General features: G+C 74.0%; 11 protein-coding genes and 2 pseudogenes. 6 read left to right on the top strand and 7 right to left on the bottom strand.

Features of this window, described 5'->3' with window-relative positions; genetic code table 11:
* The first annotated feature begins 163 nt into the window (after positions 1-163).
* Entirely contained in the window at positions 164-1,753 is a 1,590-nt protein-coding gene (locus tag ACWDR0_RS05070; RefSeq protein WP_456350298.1) for a hypothetical protein, read from the top strand.
* A gap of 198 nt (positions 1,754-1,951) precedes the next feature.
* On the opposite strand, the gene ACWDR0_RS05065 is transcribed toward ACWDR0_RS05070, so the two are convergent.
* Positions 1,952-3,217 (bottom strand): L,D-transpeptidase, encoded by a 1,266-nt coding sequence (locus ACWDR0_RS05065; protein ID WP_456350226.1) that lies wholly within the window; start codon positions 3,215-3,217, stop codon positions 1,952-1,954.
* Between the two features lie 507 nt (positions 3,218-3,724).
* Between ACWDR0_RS05065 and ACWDR0_RS05060 the strand changes: the two genes are divergently transcribed.
* On the top strand, positions 3,725-4,021 hold the full coding sequence (locus ACWDR0_RS05060; protein ID WP_456350225.1) for a hypothetical protein: 297 nt from the start codon (positions 3,725-3,727) through the stop codon (positions 4,019-4,021).
* Positions 4,022-4,154: 133 nt separating this feature from the next.
* Here the strand turns inward: ACWDR0_RS05060 and hutH are convergent, their stop codons facing one another.
* The 6 genes and pseudogenes from hutH to ACWDR0_RS05030 all read right to left on the bottom strand — a co-directional run bounded on the left by hutH (position 4,155) and on the right by ACWDR0_RS05030 (position 11,196).
* Complete coding sequence (gene hutH / locus ACWDR0_RS05055; RefSeq protein WP_456350297.1) at positions 4,155-5,699, bottom strand: histidine ammonia-lyase; 1,545 nt, start codon at positions 5,697-5,699, stop codon at positions 4,155-4,157.
* Between the two features lie 59 nt (positions 5,700-5,758).
* Positions 5,759-6,805, bottom strand: a pseudogene (locus ACWDR0_RS05050) (GGDEF domain-containing protein); the annotation flags it as partial.
* A 459-nt stretch (positions 6,806-7,264) separates the two neighbouring features.
* Positions 7,265-7,606: pseudogene (locus ACWDR0_RS05045) on the bottom strand (diguanylate cyclase); the annotation flags it as partial.
* An 82-nt stretch (positions 7,607-7,688) separates the two neighbouring features.
* Entirely contained in the window at positions 7,689-8,588 is a 900-nt protein-coding gene (locus tag ACWDR0_RS05040) for an enoyl-CoA hydratase/isomerase family protein (protein ID WP_456350224.1), read from the bottom strand.
* Positions 8,589-8,885: 297 nt separating this feature from the next.
* The gene (locus tag ACWDR0_RS05035) at positions 8,886-10,160 is read right to left on the bottom strand and encodes an adenylate/guanylate cyclase domain-containing protein (RefSeq protein ID WP_456350223.1); all 1,275 of its coding nucleotides are present in this window, start codon (positions 10,158-10,160) and stop codon (positions 8,886-8,888) included.
* 109 nt (positions 10,161-10,269) lie between these two features.
* The gene (locus tag ACWDR0_RS05030; protein WP_456350222.1) at positions 10,270-11,196 is read right to left on the bottom strand and encodes a biotin--[acetyl-CoA-carboxylase] ligase; all 927 of its coding nucleotides are present in this window, start codon (positions 11,194-11,196) and stop codon (positions 10,270-10,272) included.
* A 303-nt stretch (positions 11,197-11,499) separates the two neighbouring features.
* Here ACWDR0_RS05030 and ACWDR0_RS05025 point away from each other — a divergent pair, with 303 nt between their 5' ends.
* The 4 genes from ACWDR0_RS05025 (at position 11,500) to ACWDR0_RS05010 (ending at position 14,316) form a co-directional block, all read left to right on the top strand.
* Positions 11,500-13,095, top strand: a complete 1,596-nt coding sequence (locus ACWDR0_RS05025; RefSeq protein ID WP_456350221.1) for an acyl-CoA carboxylase subunit beta — start codon at positions 11,500-11,502, stop codon at positions 13,093-13,095.
* Between the two features lie 84 nt (positions 13,096-13,179).
* Positions 13,180-13,380 (top strand): acyl-CoA carboxylase subunit epsilon, encoded by a 201-nt coding sequence (locus tag ACWDR0_RS05020; protein WP_456350296.1) that lies wholly within the window; start codon positions 13,180-13,182, stop codon positions 13,378-13,380.
* A gap of 114 nt (positions 13,381-13,494) precedes the next feature.
* Entirely contained in the window at positions 13,495-13,623 is a 129-nt protein-coding gene (gene mmpB, locus ACWDR0_RS05015) for a morphogenic membrane protein MmpB (protein WP_456350220.1), read from the top strand.
* Between the two features lie 60 nt (positions 13,624-13,683).
* On the top strand, positions 13,684-14,316 hold the full coding sequence (locus tag ACWDR0_RS05010; RefSeq protein ID WP_456350219.1) for a Maf family protein: 633 nt from the start codon (positions 13,684-13,686) through the stop codon (positions 14,314-14,316).
* The last annotated feature ends 305 nt before the right edge of the window (positions 14,317-14,621 follow it).

The raw sequence follows: 14,621 nt of genomic DNA, 5'->3' as shown, positions 1-14,621 counted from the left end.
GGTTAGGGTCGTACGCGTGGGGATCAGCGAACAGCAGCGGGCGGCCGACCCGACCACGGCCGCCGACGCGCTCATAACGAACGACACCGACACCGGGACCGGGACGGGCACCGGCGGTGACGGGCGCCCGGCCGCCGGCAGGCGGCGGTGGTCCGTTCCGCGGGTGCCGCTCGCCGTCACGGCCGCCGCCGTGCCGTTCTATGTGCTGTGGGCGGGGTGGCTGGCGACCGGCGGCGGCGATCTCGCGGCCCAGCTGGCCTGGACCGGTTTCGCCGAGGCGCACCCCTCGGCCGCGTACAACCTCTCCTGGTACGGCGGCACCCACACCGCGAACTACAGCCTGCTCGCCCCGCCGCTGATGGCGCTGCTGGGCACCCGGGCGGTGTCGGTGCTCGCCGGGCTCGGCGCGACCTGGGTGCTGTCGCTGATCTTCGTACGGAGCGGGGTGCGCCATCCGCTCTGGCCTTCGCTGCTGGGCGCGGGGGCGCTCTGGGCGAACATCGCCTCCGGGCGGACGACGTTCGCGCTGGGTGTCGCGATCGGTCTGGTCGCCCTGCTGTGGGCACGGCGGGCCCGGCTCGCCGCCCCGGCGGCGGCGCTGGCGACCGCGGCGAGCCCGGTGGCCGGGCTCTTCCTGGTGGTCGCGGGCGCCGCGTATCTGCTGGAGCGCCACTGGCGCCCGGCGGCGGCACTGCTGGTGCCCCCGGCCCTGGTGGTCGGGGTCACGACGGTGCTGTTCCCCTTCGACGGGGAGATGCCCATGCAGACCAACAAGCTCTGGATGCCGCTGTGGATGTCGGCGGTGGTCGTGCTGGCGGCGCCGCGGGACCGGGAGTGGCGGCTGGTGCGCTGGGGCGCCGGGATCTACGCCCTCGGCACCGTACTGACCTACTTCACCCCCTCGCCGATCGGCCGGAATGTGGAGCGGCTGGTGGGGCTGGCGGGGCCGCCGGTGCTGCTGGCGGCGCTGATCGCGTCGGTGACCGCGGCGGGCGGTCTGGCGGCCCTGGCGGCGGCCGCGCGGCGGCGGGCGCCCGCGGTGGTCCTGCCGCCGCTGGTACTGGCGGTGGCGGTGGCGCTGAACACCAACTGGCTGATCGACAAGACCGAGGACGACCTGGTGGTCTCCAACAAGGTCCCGGCCTGGGCGAAGGAGACCGACGGGCTGCTGCGGCAGCTGGAGCTGCTGGGCGCCGACCGTACCCGGGTGGAGGTGGTCCCGGCCCGTAACCACCGCGAGGCCACCGTGCTCGCCCCGCACATCAATATGGCCCGCGGCTGGAACCGGCAGCTGGATGTGGAGCGGGGACGGCTCTTCTACGACGGTTCGCTGGACGAGCGGACGTACCGGGCCTGGCTGGACCGCTGGGCGGTCGGCTTCGTCGTCCTGCACCACGGGCGTCCGGACGGGCCCGCCGAGGAGGAGGCCGCGCTGGTGCGCCGCGGGCCGGAGTATCTGGAGCGGGTGTGGCGGGACGCCCACTGGTCGGTCTACCGGGTCCGGGACGCGGTGCCGCTGGTCTCCGCGCCCGCTCAGGTGGTCCGGCAGGACCGGGCGGAGCTGGTGGTGCGGATGCCCGCGGCCGGTTCGGTCACGGTCCGGGTGGCGCACTCGCCGTGGCTGCGGGCGCCGGGGGCGTGTCTGGCGGCGGACGGGGAGTTCACCCGGCTGACCGTGCGGAAGGCCGGGGAGTACCGGATCGGTTCGCCGTACCGGCCGAGGCTGCCGTGGACGGACGACCCGGGCTGCTGAGCCCCGGGCCCGGCCCCGGAATCACGGCAGTACGGCGGGAGGCGGCACCCCGGGTGGGGTGCCGCCTCCCTTCTTCGCCGCGCCGTACCTGCCGTACCTGCCGTACCTGCCGTACGGGGCCGTACATGGCGTATCTGCCTGCCGTACGGGGCCGTACCTGCCGTGCCTGCCTGCCGCGTACGGGGCCGTCGGCCCGGATCAGGCCGCCGAGCCGGCCTTCCAGGCCGTCCAGTCCATGTTCCAGCCGTTCAGACCGTTGTCCGGCTTGATCGTCTTGTCCTTGGAGTTCTTCACGATGACGACGTCACCGATCATCGAAGCGTTGTAGAACCAGGCGCCGGGCTGGTTGGGGTCGCCGGCGCCCTTCGTGTCGTTGAGGCCGACGCAGCCGTGGCTGGTGTTCTGCTTGCCGAAGATGGAGTCGGCGCCCCAGTAGTTGCCGTGGAGGAAGGTGCCCGAGGTGGAGAGCCGCATGGCGTGCGGCACGTCCTTGATGTCGTACTCGCCCTGGCCGTCGTCGTCCGTGAAGCCGACGGTGGCGCCGTTCATCCGGGTCTCCTTGAACTTCTCGGAGATCACCATCTGGCCGTTGTAGGTCGGGGTGGCGGGGGCGCCCGCGGAGATCGGGATGGTCCGGATGGTCTTGCCGCCCCGGGTCACGACCATCGTCTTGGCGCTGGCGTCGACCGTGGAGACCTGATTGCGGCCGATCTTGAAGGTGACGGTCTTCTGCTGGACACCGAAGACGCCCGGCGCGCCCTCGACGCCGTCGAGGGCCAGCTTCAGGGTGACGGTGGTGCCTTCCTGCCAGTACTGCTCGGGGCGGAAGTCGAGGCGCTGCGAGTGGAACCAGTGGCCGACGATCTCCTGGCCGCTGGTGGAGGTGACCGTGATCCCGGCCTGGACGGCCTTCCGGTTCTTGACCGGCTTGTCGAAGTTGATCGACACCGGCATGCCGACGCCGACGGTCTGCCCGTCCTCCGGCGTGAACCGGCCGATGAAGCTGTTGCCCGGCGAGACGGTGGTGAAGGAGCCGTTCTCGAAGGCGACCAGGCCCTTGTCGTCCTTGGCGGAAGCGGTGACCTTGTACGTGGTGGAGCGCTTGAGCGGCTTGGCGGGGGCCCAGCTCTTCCCGTCGCCCGCGATGGCGCCCTCGACCGGCTTCCCCTCCGAGGTGACCATCTTGACCTCGGTCAGGGTGCCGTCGACGACGGTGACCTTGGCGTTGTTGATGCCGGCGTTCGCGGTGCCGTTCTTGGGCTCGATGGCTATTCGGGCCTTCGAGACCTGCTTCGCGGCCGCCTCGTCGACCTGGGCCTGGGGCTTCTTGCCGGGGTCGCTGCTGCCGCCGTTCTTGTCGCCGTCGCCGCTGCACGCGGAGAGGACCATCACACCACCGAGCACAGCGGACGCGACCATCAGACCCCTGCGCCGCTTGCTGTCCGTCATCACACGCATCTCCATCGTCGCCTGTCCCCTGTCCCCATGAACCGGACTCCGGGGAACACATCATTCCGAGGGTTTTGGTTCCAGCTGTCGTCGGCTTTTCGGCGATGTGGCGCACACCACTCGCGATCGGTCCGGCGCGGACCCGGAGGGGCCGTGCGGCCTGCACGGTCCCTGCCGTGCGCGCCGCCCCGAGGGCCACCGTACGCCCCGGCCGGGACGGCCCACCTGAGGTGGGTACGGCTTCCACGGTACAGACCGGAATCGGCACCGGGCCGGAAACCGGAACCGGAGCGGACCCTCCGCCGCCGGGACCGGACCCGGCAGTGGCAGCAGAGAGTCATGGACACCTCACCATGGGCGACCGCTGTCCGCAAGCCGCTCCGGGGCGGGGCTCCCGAGGGCGGCGGGACCGTCAACACCGCCCCGGGGGACCCGATTTCGTCCGGGGGCGGCGGTTCACTAGCATCGGCGCACCGCTCGACACACCCTCAACTCGACGATGCCTCAAGGAGGATCGCGTCCGTGTCCCTTGCCCCCCGACCACTGGTGACCGCCGCAGCAGCCGGGTCTTTGCTCTGTGCGCTGTGGTTCGTCCCGTCCGCGAACGCGACCAGCGAACGGCCCCCGGCCGAGCGGGCGTACAGCACGAGCGCGGACCCGGCGAGCGCGGTGGGTGCACCACTGCGCCTGGCCGAAACGGGCAGCATCGACACCACCCCGTACCTCCTGGGTGGTGCCGGTTTCCTCGGGGTGGGCATCGCCTTCGTCACCTATGCCGTACGGCGCGGCCGCTCCACCGCGGATTCGGCCGCCGGCTGATCCACCGGGCCCCGGGAGCCGTCCCGGGGCCTTCGCCGGAATCTCCGCCGGAATCTTCGCCGGGGTCTTCGCGCCGGTGGCGGGCCCGCGTCCGGCGCCGTTCCGGGATCTTCGCTCCGGTGAATTCCGGCGGTCAGCCCAGTGGTCCGGTGACCGGCTCCACGGCCGCGATCAGCCCGCCGTCCCGGACGAAGGTCTCGGCCGCCGCCAGATCGGGCGCCAGGAACCGGTCCGGTCCGGGACCGGCGACCCCGGCACCGCGCAGGGCCGCCACGGCCGCGGCGGACGCGGGGGCGGGGACCAGCCCCTCCCGCAGTTCGATCGCCCGGGCCGCCGTGTACAGCTCGATCGCGACGATCCGGCCGAGCGCCGCCACGGCGGTCCGCAGTTTGCGCGCCGCCGACCAGCCCATGGAGACATGGTCCTCCTGCATCGCGGAGGACGGGATGGAGTCGACGGACGCCGGGACGGCGAGCCGCTTCAGCTCCGAGACCAGCGCGGCCTGGGTGTACTGGGCGATCATCAGCCCCGAGTCGACGCCCGGGTCGTCGGCGAGGAAGGGCGGCAGGCCGTGGTTCCGGTTCTTGTCGAGAAGCCGGTCGGTGCGGCGCTCGGCGATGGAGCCGAGGTCCGCGGCGGCGATGGCGAGGAAGTCCAGGACATAGGCGACGGGCGCACCGTGGAAGTTGCCGTTGGACTCCACCCGGCCCGCCTCGGGGAGGACCACCGGATTGTCCACGGCGGCCGCGAGTTCGCGCTCGGCGACCAGCCGGGCATGCTCCAGGGTGTCCCGCCCGGCGCCCGCGACCTGGGGTGCGCACCGTACCGAGTAGGCGTCCTGGACCCGCGGGGCCTCGTCCTGCTGGTAGTGGCCGGTGAGTCCGGAACCCTTCAGTACGGCCGCCATATTGGCGGCGGCGACGGACTGGCCGGGGTGCGGGCGGATGGCGTGGAGTTCGGGCGCGAGGACCCGCTCGGTGCCCAGCAGGGCTTCGAGGCTGAGCGCGGCCGTGATGTCGGCGCTGGTGTAGAGCCGCCGCAGATCGTCGAGGGCCAGGACCAGCATGCCGAGCATGCCGTCGGTGCCGTTGAGGAGTGCGAGCCCCTCCTTCTCGCGGAGTTCGACCGGGGCGATGCCGTGGGCCGCGAGCAGTTCGGCGGCGGGCCGTACCTGCCCGTCGGGGCCTTCGGCGTCCCCCTCGCCCATCAGCGCGAGGGCGCAGTGGGCGAGCGGCGCGAGGTCGCCGGAGCAGCCGAGGGAGCCGTACTCGTGGACGACCGGGGTGATTCCGGCGTTGAGCACGGCCGCCATGGTGCGGGCGATTTCGGGCCGTACGCCGGTATGTCCGGAGCAGAGCGTCTTCAGCCGCAGGAACACCAGCGCCCGGACCACCTCCCGCTCCACCCGCGGGCCCATCCCGGCGGCGTGCGAGCGCACGATGTTCCGCTGGAGCGCGGCGCGCAGCCCCGGTCCGATATGGCGGGTGGCGAGGGCGCCGAACCCGGTGGAGACGCCGTACACGGGCTCGGGCTTGGCGGCGAGCGCGTCCACGACGGAGCGGGCGGCGGCGAGCGCGGCCGCGGCCTCGGGGGAGATCTCGACGCGGGCGCCGTGCCGGGCGACGGCGACGACATCGGCGGAGCTGGTACCGGACGTCCCCACCACGACGGTATGCATATCCATATTCAGCAGCGTACGGATTGAATTGACGTATGTCACCAGTCGTGTTGCACGGCCTACGACGTGCCGGGCGGGCACGTTTCGCCACCGGGCGCCGGGGAGGCGGGGGCCCCGCCGGGGGCACCGTGAGGTTCCGGGGAGCCGGACGGCCCGGAACCGCCGGGGGCCGGGGGGCCGGGGGCCGGGGAGGCGGGGGACGTGCCGCGGAAGCGGCGGCGTTCCTGGGGGTGCCGGCCCTGCGGGGCGTCCGCGAGCCGCAGCACCGCGCCGTCGCGTCCCGCCACCACCGGCTTGGCCGCACGGGCCGCCTTCGCCCGGTACTGGGCGGCGTCCGCGAGGCGGAACAGCCGCCGGGCCGTGCGGACCCGGCCGATCGGGTCCCCCGTGGAGGCGACCCCGCAGGCGACCCCTTCCCCCAGTTCCAGCTCCGCGGCGCGGACACAGAGTTCGTCGGCGGCCCGGACCACCTCGTCGGCCTCGGGGCCGACGCACACCAGACAGAACTCGTCCCCGCCCAGCCGCGCGGCGAGCGCGTCCTCCAGCATCGCCCCGCACAGCGACAGCACCGAGCCGAACCGTTCCAGCAGACGGTCGCCCACGGCATGGCCATGAGTGTCGTTGACCCGCTTCAGCCCGTTGAGGTCGCAGACGACCAGGCTCACGACCGTGCCGTCGGCCCGGTGCCGCTCCAGTGCCTCGTCGAGCCGGGTGTCCACCGCCCGCCGGTTGGCAAGCCCGGTCAGCGGGTCCGTGAAGGCCAGCCGCCGTACCTCCTCCAGCCGTTCGGTCTGGGCGATGCCCGCGGCGACGACGGCCGCGAGAACAGTGGCGAAGTGGGCCTCGTCGCGCCCGAAGACCGGCGCGCCGACCGGCCGGGCCACGTACAGCTCGCCCCAGGCCCGGCCGTGCAGCACGATCGGGGCGACCACGCAGCAGCCGCGCCGCCTGCGCCGCAGCGCCTCCGCCCGGCCGCGCGCGCCGGAGGAGCCGAGGGGGAGGGAGGGATGGCGGTAGCCGCGTACGGCCGCGGGGCCGTGTCCCGGCAGGGGGCTTGCGGGGCCGTCGGCGGGCGGGGGTACGGGACCGTCCTCCGCGCCGGAGGCACCGGCCCGCCCGCCCCCGGGCACCGGTCCGCCTCCCGGCAAGGTGCTCCCGGGGCCCTCCGCGGGCAGGGGTACGGGACCGCCCTCCGCGCCCGGTGGATGCCCGGCGCCGTACTCGGGGACCACGGAGTCCCGGCCGGGCTCGGCCCACCCGTCCGCCGCGGGGGCTGCCGCCGGCGTTGTCCGGGGAAGCCCCCCGGACTCGCCGCCCCGGCCCGGCCGGGCGTCCCCCGCACTCCCGGCAGGCCCTGCGCCTCCCGCCGTTGCCGCGCTTCCCGTGGGTCCGACGCTCCCAGCAGGCCCGGGACTCCCCACACTTCCCGCAGGCCCGGCACCCCCGGCACTTGCCGCACCTCCCGCGAGCCCGGCGCCTCCCGCACCGGCCGCGCTCCCGGCCGCCCCCGGACCTCCCGCGCTCACCGCGGCCCCCGCGGGCCCCGCGGACAGCGGGAATGCCGCGAAGCCCGGCACCCCGCCGGACTCCGCCGTTTCGACCCAGGCCTCCGGCTCCCCGCCGCCCGCCCAGCGTTCGTGGAGGAACTCGGTGATCTCGGGGAAACGGTTGACCGGATAGGTCTCGGCCTCCGGGAACTCGTCCTCGTCCGGCGCCCGCTCCCCAGCGTTCACCAGGACCTTCAGCCGCCCCAGCTCCCGTTCCCAGACCGACAGCGCGGCAAAGGAGCCGTCCAGCGCGGCACAGGCGCCCAGGGCCGCCGCGCGCCAGAACTCCCGGGGAGTCTGCGCGGCAGCCATCGCCTGCGCCAGTGCCACCACGGCCCGCAGCCGCTGATCCTCAGCCATCACCCCAGCTTAAGGACCTATGGCTGATTTCGACCGGTCGGCGGCTACACCGGCATCACCCAGCGTGACGGTGGTCCGGGGGCTACTCGCCGGGCCACTCCGGCTTCCGCTTCTCGTTGAACGCGGCGACACCCTCCACCCGGTCCCCGGAGAAGGCGACCGTGCGCCAGGCGGCGTCCTCGACCTCCAGACCGGTCCTCAGGTCGAGCCCCTGGCCCAGCCTCAGCGCCCGCTTGGCGGCCCGCAGTCCGACCGGGGAGTTCCCGGCGATCCGGTCGGCCAGCGCCAGGGCCTCCGTCCGGGCGTCGCCGCCGCCCTCCGCGAGGCGGTCCACCAGGCCCAGCGCGAACGCCTCGTCCGCGGCCACCCGGCGGGCGGTGAACACCAGCTCCGCGGCGCGCGCCGCCCCGACCCGGCGCGGCAGCAGCTGCGTACCGCCGCCGCCGGGCACGACCCCCACGGAGACCTCCGGCAGGGCGACCACGGTGGTGGCGTCGGCCACGATCACATCGCAGGCCAGGGCGATTTCATAGCCGCCGCCGAGGGCGTAGCCGCGGACCGCGGCGACGGCCGGCATCGGCAGTTCCAGCACCCCGGTGTAGGCGGCGCGGGTCAGCGGTCGCTGCCGCATCAGATCGGCGTTGCTCTGCCCGTTCCGCTCCTTGAGGTCCGCGCCGACGCAGAACGCGCGGTCGTGCGAGGAGGTCAGTACGGTCACCCGGACGTCCCGGTCCTCCGCGAGCGCGGCGCACGCCTCGACGAGCGAGCGGGCCATCGCCGCGGAGACCGCGTTCATCGACGCGGGCCGGTCGAGGACGAGTTCGGCGACATGGCCGTGGGTCCGTACGACGACGAACTCGCCGAACCGCTGCTCGAACGGTCCGTCGGTCCGCCCGGCGGGCGCGGCCGGGTCCGGCGGATCCGCCGAGAGGAACGACGGGGCCAGCGGGGACTGCGCGCCATCCGACGGCGGTACGGACATCCGACACCCTCCCGGTGGGCCGCTCACGACCCGGTTAACGACGGTTCACGGGATCATATGCGCGGCCCCGCCCGCCCCCGCAAGACCCCGCCCGCCGACCGGACACCACGGAGAGCGCGGACACCACGGACACCACGGAGAGCGCGGCAGCGGCACGGACCGGGCCGGCAGTACGTCCCGCACCTGCCCGCCGCCGGGCGGACGACACCTCCGGCGGCCCGGAGGACCACCGGCGCACCGGGCCCGGCGCCGTCAGGTGCGGCGCCGTCAGGCCCGGCGCCGTCAGGCCCGGCGCCGTCAGGTGCGGCGCGACAGCATCCAGGGCTCGACGATTCCGAGTCCGCGCACCGGGCGCTGCCACATCGGCTGGAGCGCGTAGCGGTACGGCGGCGGGGGCTCGCCCTCCTTCTCCGCCGCCGCGGCCTCCTCCGCCGCCTGGGTCTCGGACTTGGGCGCGTCCCCGGCCCGGATCAGGTCGAGCGCGAAGGCGCCGTCCACCAGGATGGTGTCCTTCGGAGCTATCGAGGTCAGCCGGCTCGCCAGATTGACCGTGGTGCCGAAGACGTCGCCCATCCGGGTCGTGACGGTGCCGAACGCGAGCCCGACCCGGAGCGAGGGCATCGACTCGTCCTGGTTCATGGCGTCGATCAGCCGGAGCGCGATCTCGGAGGCCGTACCCGCGTCGTCGGCCGCGTAGAGCACCTCGTCGCCGAGGGTCTTGATGAGCCGCCCGCCGTGCGCGGCGACCAGGTCGGCGGCGGTGGTCTCGAAGATCTCGACGAGTTCGCCGAGTTCCTCCTCCTCCAGCCGGCGGGTCAGCCGGGTGAAGCCGACCAGGTCCGCGAAGCCGATCGCGAGCCGCCGGTCCACCATCTCCTCGTCGTCGGCGGCCTGGACGACCCGTCCGGTGGCGGCGGCGAGCTGCCGTCGCCAGACGTAGACGAGGAACTCCTGGAGCTCCGGCAGGAGCAGTTCGATCAGGGGGTAGGTGACCTCGGTCCGGGTCATGCCGGGCTCGGGCGGCTCGGTCAGGCCCTCCAGGAAGGAGTCGATCTGCCATTCGGCGAGCCGGGCGGTGGTCTGGCCGGTGGAGCGGGCCACCTGGATGGCCATCGGCTCGCTCAGCAGCCCGGCCTCCACCAGACCCGCCAGCCGCCGCAGGGCCAGCACGTCGGCCTCGGTCAGGGCCCTGGCCTGGCCGATGTCGGCAAAGCCCATGGCCCGCCAGAAGCGGGACGCCAGCTCCATGGAGACCCCGGCGGTCCGGGCCGCCTGGAAGGGCGTGTAGCGGCGCTCGGCGCCGAGGATGAGCTGTTCGAGACGGATGGCGAGCGGATCGTCGGTGGGCTCGGCGGTGTGGTCGACGGCATGGAGCGGGGTGGGGTGGACGGCCCCGGCGCCCGACCGGGCCGCGGCGGACGGCGGAGCGCCCGCGGCGGAGCCGCCGGACCGGCCCGGACCAGGATCGCCCGCCCGGCCGGGGGCGCCGGTCCCGCCGGAGCGCCCGGCTCCCGGTCCGGCCCCGGACCCGTCGGACGCGCCCGCGCCGGAAGTGGTGTCGTCGACGGTCACCAGCCGCCTCCTGCCCTTTCCCTGCGCAACTGCCCTGCCGATCTGTCGCTCGATCGCCTCAACGATACGGCAGATGTGCCCTGGCTCACGTCCCCGCGGCGGTTCCCGTTCACCCGGGCGGCAGGGGCCGCAGATGGACCACGTCGCCCGCGCCGACGGCCAGCCGCTCCCCGTCCGGCAGGGCGATGACAAGCCGCCCGTCGCCGTCCAGGGCGACCGCCTCGCCGGTCCGCTCCCGGCCGCCGGGCAGCTCGGCGCGGACCGTACGGCCCAGCGTCGCACAACCCGCGGCATATGCCGCCTGCACATTCGACGCGATCGGGTCGCCGCCGGCCGCCCGCCAGTCGCCGTACCACCGCTCCAGCGATCGCAGCACCGCCCTCAGCAGCGGATCGCGGTCGGTACCGGCCGCCCCGGCCAGTGCCAGCGACCCCGCCGCGGGGACCGGAAGTTCGGCGGCGCGCAGGGTCACGTTGACCCCGATCCCGACGACCACCGCGTCCTCCCCCGGGCCGCCCGCGCCCCCGGCCCGCTCGGCGAGGATCCCGCCCGCCTTGCGCTCCTCGCCGTCCACCGTCACCAGCAGGTCATTGGGCCATTTGAGGGAGGTGTCGACCCCGGCGGCCCGGCTCAGCCCGGTCGCCGCGGCCACCCCCGCCAGCAGCGGCAGCCACCCCCAGCGCTCCGGCGGAACGGCCGGGCCCGGCCGCAGCAGTACGGAGAAGAACAGCCCGGACCGGGCGGGCGCGCTCCACCGGCGGTCCAGCCGCCCCCGCCCCGCGGTCTGCTCCTCGGCGACCAGCACGGCACCCTCCGGGGCACCGGCGGCGGCCCGCGCCACGAGGTCCGCGTTGGTGGAGCCGGTCTCCGCGACCACGTCCAGGGACGTCCACAGCCCCCCGGGCCGCACCACGGCCCGGCGCAGCGCGGCCCCGCTCAGCGGCGGCCGCTCCAGATCGGCCCAGCGGCCGCCCGCGCCCACCGCCCCCGCGAACCGGGTTCCATCGGGGTTTCCGGGCGCATTCTCAGACGTCATGCAAGTCAGGGTAGGTGTGGCATACGCCGCACTGCGCGGGCGGAGGCCCGCCGATACGCTACGAGCCGGTAGCCGACGGCAACGAACCGCCACCGCCCGGTGCCCGGCCCCGTCGTCCGTCCGCAGCCGACTCCCTCAGTCCCCGCCGGATCGCCTTCACCCCCGCTTCCCCCGCATCCTCCGCCACTTCGCCTTCCGCCGCTTCCCTTCCCCCGCTTCCCCCGCTTCCTCCGTTTCCCCCTTCTCTTCACCTACCTTTCAGTCCTTGTCAGTTCTCGTCCGCGTCCAGGGAGCCGCTTCCCGATGTCTGAGCCGGAACAGCAGCACGACAGCCACACCACCGAGGGCCGGATCGCGGATCTGCGGCGCCGTATCGACGAAGCGGTGCACGCCGGTTCGGCACGGGCCGTGGAGAAACAGCATGCGAAGGGCAAGCTGACCGCCCGGGAGCGGATCGCCCTGCTGCTGGACGAGGACTCGTTCGTCGAGTTCGACGAACTGGCCCGGCACCGCTCCACCGCCTTCGGGCTGGACCGGACCCGCCCGTACGGCGACGGTGTCGTCACCGGCTACGGCACGGTGGACGGCCGTCCGGTCGCCGTCTTCTCCCAGGACTTCACGGTCTTCGGCGGGGCGCTGGGCGAGGTCTACGGCCAGAAGATCGTCAAGGTGATGGACTTCGCGCTGAAGACCGGCTGTCCCGTCATCGGCATCAACGACTCGGGCGGCGCGCGGATCCAGGAGGGGGTGAGCGCTCTCGGCATGTACGGGGAGATCTTCCGCCGCAACACCCATGCCTCCGGGGTGATCCCGCAGATCTCGCTGGTCGTCGGGCCGTGTGCGGGCGGTGCCGTCTACTCCCCCGCCATCACCGACTTCACGGTGATGGTCGATCAGACGTCCCATATGTTCATCACGGGCCCCGATGTCATCAAGACGGTGACCGGTGAGGACGTCGGTTTCGAGGCGCTGGGCGGCGCCCGGACCCACAACGCGACCTCGGGTGTGGCGCACCATATGGCGGCCGACGAGAAGGACGCCGTCGAGTATGTGAAGTCGCTGCTCTCCTATCTGCCGTCGAACAACCTCTCCGAGCCGCCCGCCTTCCCCGAGGAGGCCGGGCTCGCCACGACGGACGAGGACCGCGAGCTGGACGCGCTGATCCCGGACAGTGCGAACCAGCCGTACGACATGCACACGGTCGTCGAGCATGTCCTCGACGACGGGGAGTTCCTGGAGACGCAGGCGCTGTTCGCGCCGAACATCCTGACCGGCTTCGGCCGGGTCGAGGGCCGCCCGGTGGGGGTGGTCGCCAATCAGCCGCTCCAGTTCGCGGGCTGTCTGGACATCGACGCCTCCGAGAAGGCGGCCCGGTTCGTCCGTACCTGCGACGCCTTCAACATCCCCGTACTGACCTTCGTCGACGTCCCCGGGTTCCTGCCCGGTGTCGACCAGGAGTACGGCGGCATCATCCGGCGCGGTGCCAAGCTGATCTACGCCTACGCCGAGGCGACGGTCCCGCTGATCACCGTGATCACCCGCAAGGCGTTCGGCGGCGCGTACGACGTCATGGGCTCCAAGCACCTGGGCGCCGATCTCAACCTGGCCTGGCCCACCGCGCAGATCGCGGTGATGGGCGCCCAGGGCGCGGTCAATATCCTGCACCGCCGGGCGATCGCCGAGGCGGGCGATCCGGAGGCGCAGGAGGAGACCCGGACCCGGCTGATCGCGGAGTACGAGGACGCGCTGCTCAACCCGTACACGGCGGCGGAACGCGGCTATGTCGACGCGGTGATCGTGCCGTCGGACACCCGGGCGCAGATCGTGCGCGGGCTGCGGCACCTGCGGACCAAGCGGGAGAGCCTGCCGCCGAAGAAGCACGGGAACATCCCGCTGTAGCGGACACCCCGGCCCCGGCCCGCCGGGGCCGCAGCCCGGAGACCCGGGACGGCCGAGACCGCAGACCCGAGAGGGGCCGCCATGATGATCAGGATCGTACGGGGCAATCCGACGCCCGAGGAGCTGGCGGCCGCGCTGGCCGTGGTCCGCGCCCGGGCGTCCGGCGGGGCGGAACAGGCCCCCGCGCCGCCCGCTTCGGAGTGGTCCTCCCCGGCGCGGGTGGCACGCACCCCGCGCCCGGTGCCGGGGCCCGGGGCCTGGGCGCGTACGTACTGGCCCTCGTAACCCCGTGCTCCGGCGGCCCGGCGGGCGGGCACCGCCTACCCGGAATCCCGGATACCGCTTTTTGAGTACCCGTACTCAGGCGCGGACCCGGCCCCGGACGGCAGTATCGGGGACATGCTGTGGTCGGACCCCGAGAACGAGCCCCCGAAGGAACTGCGCGAGACGCAGGCCATGCTGCGCCGCGCGGGCTTCCTGCTGGCGCTGGCGATGGTGCTGGGGATGATCGTGGTGGGCCTGAGGTAATCACGGCGGTGCTGCGCCGAACGGGGCAACCCGGCGCCGGACCCCGCCTACGATGGCCGCATGACCGCCCACGCCACCCCCACAGCCCTCCGCGACACCACCCCGCGTCTCGTCCTCGCCTCCGCCTCCCCCGCCCGGCTGAGGCAGCTGCGGGCGGCCGGCTTCGACCCCGAGGTGATCGTCAGCGGAGTCGACGAGGACGCGCTGAGCGCCCCCACGCCCGCCGAACTGGCCCTGGTGCTGGCCGAGGCAAAGGCCGCCGTGGTCGCCGCCCTCCCCGAGGTCGCGGGCGCCCTGGTGATCGGCTGCGACTCGGTGCTCGACCTGGACGGCGAGGCACTCGGCAAGCCCGCGGACCCGGAGGAGGCCACGGCCCGCTGGAAGGCGATGCGGGGCCGCTCCGGGGTGCTGCGCACCGGACACTGCGTCACCGACACGGCCACCGGCCGGATCGCGTCGGCCACCGCCTCGACCACGGTCCGGTTCGGGGAGCCCTCGGACGCCGAGATCGCCGCGTACGTCGCCACCGGGGAGCCCCTGCACGTGGCGGGCGCGTTCACGCTCAACGGCCGCTCGGCGCCGTTCATCAACGGAATCGACGGCGACCACGGCAATGTCATCGGTATCTCGATGCCGCTGGTGCGGACCCTGCTGGGACAGCTCGGGTACTCGGTCACCGACTTCTGGAGCTGACCCCCCGGCGGCCCGCCGCCCCCGGCGCACCCCGCCGCCCCCGCCCTCGTACCCCGTTGCAACCCGCCGTGCCCCGCCGCCTCCCGGGCGGCCCGCCGGCAGGTGCTCCCGCGCGGTCCGGACCGCGCCCCGGACCGCGCCACTGACCGCACCCCGGGACCACGCCCGGCGGACCACCGCGGCGGAACGGAACCCGCATGGCGCAGCGCGGCCGGGCCGGGCGCGCGGGGAGCCCCGGGAGGCGTGGAGACTTCGCGCCCAGGGTGCACAAAAGGGACACAGGGCGGGCACACCGGAGGCACACC

The organism is Streptomyces sp. NPDC003691, assembly GCF_053981115.1.
Note: the sequence above shows the minus strand (reverse complement) of the source record. Positions and strands in the feature narration are given on the sequence as shown.

Coding starts and splice junctions, on each gene's coding strand:
- ACWDR0_RS05065 (WP_456350226.1), bottom strand. CDS start 3,217: ATGGAGATGCGTGTGATGACGGACAGCAAGCGGCGCAGGGGTCTGATG.
- hutH (WP_456350297.1), bottom strand. CDS start 5,699: ATGCATACCGTCGTGGTGGGGACGTCCGGTACCAGCTCCGCCGATGTC.
- ACWDR0_RS05040 (WP_456350224.1), bottom strand. CDS start 8,588: ATGTCCGTACCGCCGTCGGATGGCGCGCAGTCCCCGCTGGCCCCGTCG.
- ACWDR0_RS05030 (WP_456350222.1), bottom strand. CDS start 11,196: ATGACGTCTGAGAATGCGCCCGGAAACCCCGATGGAACCCGGTTCGCG.
- ACWDR0_RS05025 (WP_456350221.1), top strand. CDS start 11,500: ATGTCTGAGCCGGAACAGCAGCACGACAGCCACACCACCGAGGGCCGG.
- ACWDR0_RS05020 (WP_456350296.1), top strand. CDS start 13,180: ATGATCAGGATCGTACGGGGCAATCCGACGCCCGAGGAGCTGGCGGCC.
- mmpB (WP_456350220.1), top strand. CDS start 13,495: ATGCTGTGGTCGGACCCCGAGAACGAGCCCCCGAAGGAACTGCGCGAG.
- ACWDR0_RS05010 (WP_456350219.1), top strand. CDS start 13,684: ATGACCGCCCACGCCACCCCCACAGCCCTCCGCGACACCACCCCGCGT.